The organism is Fibrobacterota bacterium (genome assembly GCA_019509785.1).
GTDB lineage: Bacteria > Fibrobacterota > Fibrobacteria > UBA11236 > UBA11236 > Chersky-265.
This window is the reverse complement of sequence record JAEKLQ010000018.1, coordinates 1-3,987: the sequence shown is the minus strand read 5'-3', so window position 1 is coordinate 3,987 and position 3,987 is coordinate 1. Positions and strand designations below refer to the sequence as shown.

5 protein-coding genes are annotated in these 3,987 nt (G+C 70.2%); 4 read left to right on the top strand and 1 reads right to left on the bottom strand.

Annotation, left to right across the window (positions count from 1 at the left end):
• On the bottom strand, positions 1 to 274 hold a 274-nt coding region (locus tag JF616_00635), incomplete at its 3' end, for a hypothetical protein (protein ID MBW8886233.1).
• A 282-nt stretch (positions 275 to 556) separates the two neighbouring features.
• On the opposite strand from JF616_00635, the gene JF616_00630 reads away from it, so the two are divergent.
• The 4 genes from JF616_00630 to JF616_00615 all read left to right on the top strand — a co-directional run.
• Complete coding sequence (locus JF616_00630; protein ID MBW8886232.1) at positions 557 to 2,002, top strand: anthranilate synthase component I family protein; 1,446 nt, start codon at positions 557 to 559, stop codon at positions 2,000 to 2,002.
• Positions 1,999 to 2,586 (top strand): aminodeoxychorismate/anthranilate synthase component II, encoded by a 588-nt coding sequence (locus JF616_00625; GenBank protein ID MBW8886231.1) that lies wholly within the window; start codon positions 1,999 to 2,001, stop codon positions 2,584 to 2,586. Before JF616_00630 ends, JF616_00625 begins: the two co-directional genes overlap by 4 nt.
• Positions 2,583 to 3,611 carry an anthranilate phosphoribosyltransferase gene (gene trpD, locus JF616_00620; protein MBW8886230.1) on the top strand — a complete coding sequence of 343 codons (1,029 nt, stop codon included), beginning with the start codon at positions 2,583 to 2,585 and terminating at the stop codon, positions 3,609 to 3,611. Before JF616_00625 ends, trpD begins: the two co-directional genes overlap by 4 nt.
• Positions 3,608 to 3,987: indole-3-glycerol-phosphate synthase TrpC (locus JF616_00615; GenBank protein MBW8886229.1), on the top strand; the 380-nt coding region annotated here is incomplete at its 3' end. The genes trpD and JF616_00615, both read left to right, overlap by 4 nt.

The following is a 3,987-nucleotide window of genomic DNA, read 5'->3' as shown; positions in this document are numbered from 1 at the left end:
CGACGGCGAGCTGGCGGCCGATCTGCGACGCAGGCGCAGCCGCGTCGGTCCAGCGTTGCGTCGAGTTGCGCGACGTCACGCGGATGGAGCCGACGTGCGACAGCAGGTTGATCAGTTCGTCCTGGAGGCCGGGTGCGAGGTAGGCGTATTCCGCGGCGTCGCTGCGATTCGCGAGCGGCAGCACGGCGATCGCCGGATTGGCCGATGGGCGCGGCGCCCGGGCCCGCCACGCGAGCGCAACGCCCAAGCCGACCGCGAGGACGATGCCGAGCACCACGAGGCCGCGGTTCCGCGTTGTCGCCGATCCGTCCTGCTCCACGCGCACCTGCAGAAGCTTCAGAAAGTCCCGATGACGCCACGTTGGACCATCGCCCGGGTTCCGTCAAACAAGCCTTGACGGCTCCGCGAAGCGACGGCGATACTTCCGCGCCTCATGAACGGCAACTTTCGCAAGGTCTGGTGGTGGCGCCTCCCATAAGGAGAGGGCCTCGGACGTTATTGCTCGGCTGAACTAGAGAAGTATCCGAAAAAACCCATCTCCGGAAATAACGCCGGGATGGGTTTTTTGTTGTCCGCGCGAAATGCGCGCAGGGAGATGAACGCGGTGAAACCGCCATTCGACATTGCAGGCGACCTCGACACCCCGGTGTCGGCGTTCGCCAAACTGGGCGCCTTCAACCCGCGCTTCCTGCTGGAGAGCGTGGAGGGCGGCGAGCGACTCGCACGCTACTCCTTCATCGGTTTCGGCCAGTGCCTCGAGGTGAAGCTCGATGCGCACGGCCTCCAGGTCGGCACGGCGATGCTGCCGCGCCCGAAGGACAAGTCGGAGCTGCTCGACGCGCTGCGCAAGGCGCTCGCGGCCGCACCCAAGCCGCTGCCCGAGATGGCCGGCGTTCCGCTCGCGGGCGGCCTCGTCGGCTATTCGTCGTACGACGTCGTGCGCTGGTTCGAGCGCCTGCCGTCGAAGGCGCGCGATGCGCACCCGGTGCCCGACCTGCACTACGTCGCCCCGGAATCCATGCTGGTGTTCGACCACCTGACGCGCGGCATCGCGCTGCTGCATGCCGGCACCGAGGCCGAGCGCCAGGCGCTGCGCCGCGAGGTCATCCGGGCGCTGCGCGGCGGCCTGCCTAACCACTCGACGCCGCCCGGCGGCGAGCGGTATACGCCGGCCAGGGGCTCGCTGTCCCGCGACGAGTACATGGCGGGCGTGCGGCGTACGCAGGAATACATCGCGGCCGGCGACGTCTATCAGCTCGTGCTGTCCTCGCGCTTCACCGGGAAGCACTCGCTCGATCCGTTCGAGGCGTACCGCGCGCTGCGGCTCATCAATCCCTCTCCTTATATGTATTACTGCCGGCTCGGCGACGTCACGGTGGTCGGCTCGTCGCCCGAGGCGCTGGTCAAGGTCGACGCCGCGGGCAACGCCCAGCTGCGCCCGATCGCCGGCACGCGGCCGCGCGCGGACGATCCGGCGGCCGACGCGCGCCACGAGACCGAGCTGCTGGCCGACGTGAAGGAGAATGCCGAGCACGTGATGCTCGTCGATCTCGCGCGCAACGACCTGGGCCGCGTCGCGCGCGCCGGCAGCGTGCACGTGGACCCGTACCGCGTCATCGAGCGCTACAGCCACGTCATGCACATCGTGAGCGGTGTGAAAGGAAAGCTCGCCGCCGGCCGCGACGCCTTCGACCTGTTCGCGGCGACGTTCCCGGCGGGCACGCTGGTCGGCGCGCCGAAGGTGCGCGCAATGGAGATCATCGACGAGCTCGAGCCCGTGCGCCGCGGACTGTATGGCGGCACCATTGGCTACTTCGGTGCGAACGGCGACATGGACCAGGCGATCACGATCCGCACGCTGGTGTTCCGCGGCGACGAATACAGTTACCAGGCGGGCGCGGGGCTCGTGGCGGACAGCAGTCCCGCCAGCGAGTACGACGAAGTCGTCGCGAAGTCGGGCGCGATGGCGCGCGCGCTCTTGCTCGCGGCGGAGGGTCTATGAGTCCGCGGCTCCTGTTGATCGACAACTACGATTCGTTCACCTACAACCTCGTGCAGGCGTTCATGGTGCTCGGCGCGGAAGTCGACGTGCGTCGCAACGACGAGATCACGGTCGAGCAGGCGCAGGCGCTCGCGCCCACGCACCTGTGCATCTCGCCGGGCCCCGGAACGCCGTACGACGCGGGCGTGTCGATGGACATGATCCGCGCGTTCGCCGGTCAGCTGCCGGTGTTCGGCGTGTGCCTCGGGCATCAGTCGATCGTCGAGGTATTCGGCGGCAAGGTAGTCAGGGCGCCGCGCCTCATGCACGGCAAGACGTCGCCCGTCACGCACGACGGCAAGGGGTTGTTTGCCGGCTTGTCGGCGACCACCGAAGTGGGTCGCTATCACTCGCTGATCGCGCAGCCGGATACGCTGCCCGCCGAGCTCGAGGTCACGGCGCGGACGCCCGAGGGCGAGATCATGGGCGTGCGCCACCGCACGCTGAAGGTCGAGGGCGTGCAGTTCCATCCCGAGAGCGTGCTGACGCCCGAAGGCCCGAGGCTCATCGGCAATTTCCTCACGATGACGGGAGGCCACCAATGATCCTGCGCGAGGCGCTCGAGCAGCTGCTGAACGGGAAGTCGCTGACCGAAGCGGACGCCGGACAGCTGTTGCGCGCGCTGACCGGCGCCGACATGCCGCCCGCGCTCGCCGGCGCCGTCCTCGCGGCGCTGCGCTCGAAGGGTGTCACCGCCGACGAGCTGCGCGGTTTCGCGCGCGCGATGCGCGCGCTCGCGCGGCGCCCGGCGATTCCGCCGAGCCCGCGCGCCATCGACATCGTCGGTACCGGCGGCGACGCGTCGGGCAGCTTCAATCTCTCGACCGGCGCCGCGCTGCTGACCGCCGCGTGCGGCGTCGACGTGGTGAAACACGGCAACCGTTCGGTCTCGAGCCGGTCCGGCAGCGCCGACGTGCTCGAGCAGCTCGGACTCAAACTACCGCTCGACGAATCGGCCGCCGGTGCCTGCCTCGCGGCGACCCGGTTCACGTTCCTGTTTGCGCCTCACTACCACCCGGCGATGAAGGCCATCGCGCCGATCCGCCAGGCGCTGGGCGTGCGCACGGTGTTCAACATCCTGGGGCCTCTCACGAACCCGGCCGCGCCGCTGTTCCAGCTCACGGGCGCCTACGACCTGCCGACCGCGCAACTGATGGGAGACGCCCTGGCGGGTCTGCCGATCGAGCGCGCGTTCGTCGTGCACGGCGCCGAAGGCTGGGACGAGCCGACACCGCTGGGCCCGTTCACCGTGCTCGACGTACGGCCGGTCCAGGTCAAGGCCGAGATCCGCAGCCCGTCCGACTACGGGCTCGACCTGTGCGGGGCCACCGATCTCGCCGGCGGCGATGCCGCGTCGAACGCGCGCGCGCTGCGCGCCGTGCTGACCGGCGAAGATCGCGGCGCCCACCGCGACGCCTTGTTGCTGGGCACCGCGCTCGCGCTCGAAATCGTCGGCAAGGTGGACAACCCGCGCGACGGGGCCGCGCTCGCGCGCCAGGCCATCGACAGCGGCGCCGCGCGCCGCACGCTCGAATCGTTGGCCGCGTTCGGCAACGGGGCAGGGCTGTGAGCGACGACTTCCTCGCGAACATGGCCGCTGCATCGCGGGCGCGCTCGCTCGGGGCGCAGGCGCTGCTGCCGGAGCGCGAGCTGCGCGCACGCATCGCGGGTCTGCCCGCCGTGCCCCCTCTGCGGCTGAATTCGTTCGATCTCATCGCCGAGGTGAAGCTGCGCTCGCCGGCCGTGGGCCTGCTCAAGGCCGCGGCCGACGAAGACGTCGGCGCGCGCGTCGCGACCTATGCGCGGGCCGGCGCCGCCGCCGTGTCCATCCTCACCGAGCCGAGCCGCTTCGACGGCTCGCTCGCGGATCTCGCGGATGGCGCGCGCTCGCTGGCGCCGCTCGGCGTGCCGGCGATGCGCAAGGATTTCCTCGTCGACGGTTACCA

Bases quoted from the DNA above. Each gene is read 5' to 3' on its own strand.
- JF616_00630 (MBW8886232.1), top strand. From the start codon at position 557: ATGGGTTTTTTGTTGTCCGCGCGAAATGCGCGCAGGGAGATGAACGCG.
- JF616_00625 (MBW8886231.1), top strand. From the start codon at position 1,999: ATGAGTCCGCGGCTCCTGTTGATCGACAACTACGATTCGTTCACCTAC.
- trpD (MBW8886230.1), top strand. From the start codon at position 2,583: ATGATCCTGCGCGAGGCGCTCGAGCAGCTGCTGAACGGGAAGTCGCTG.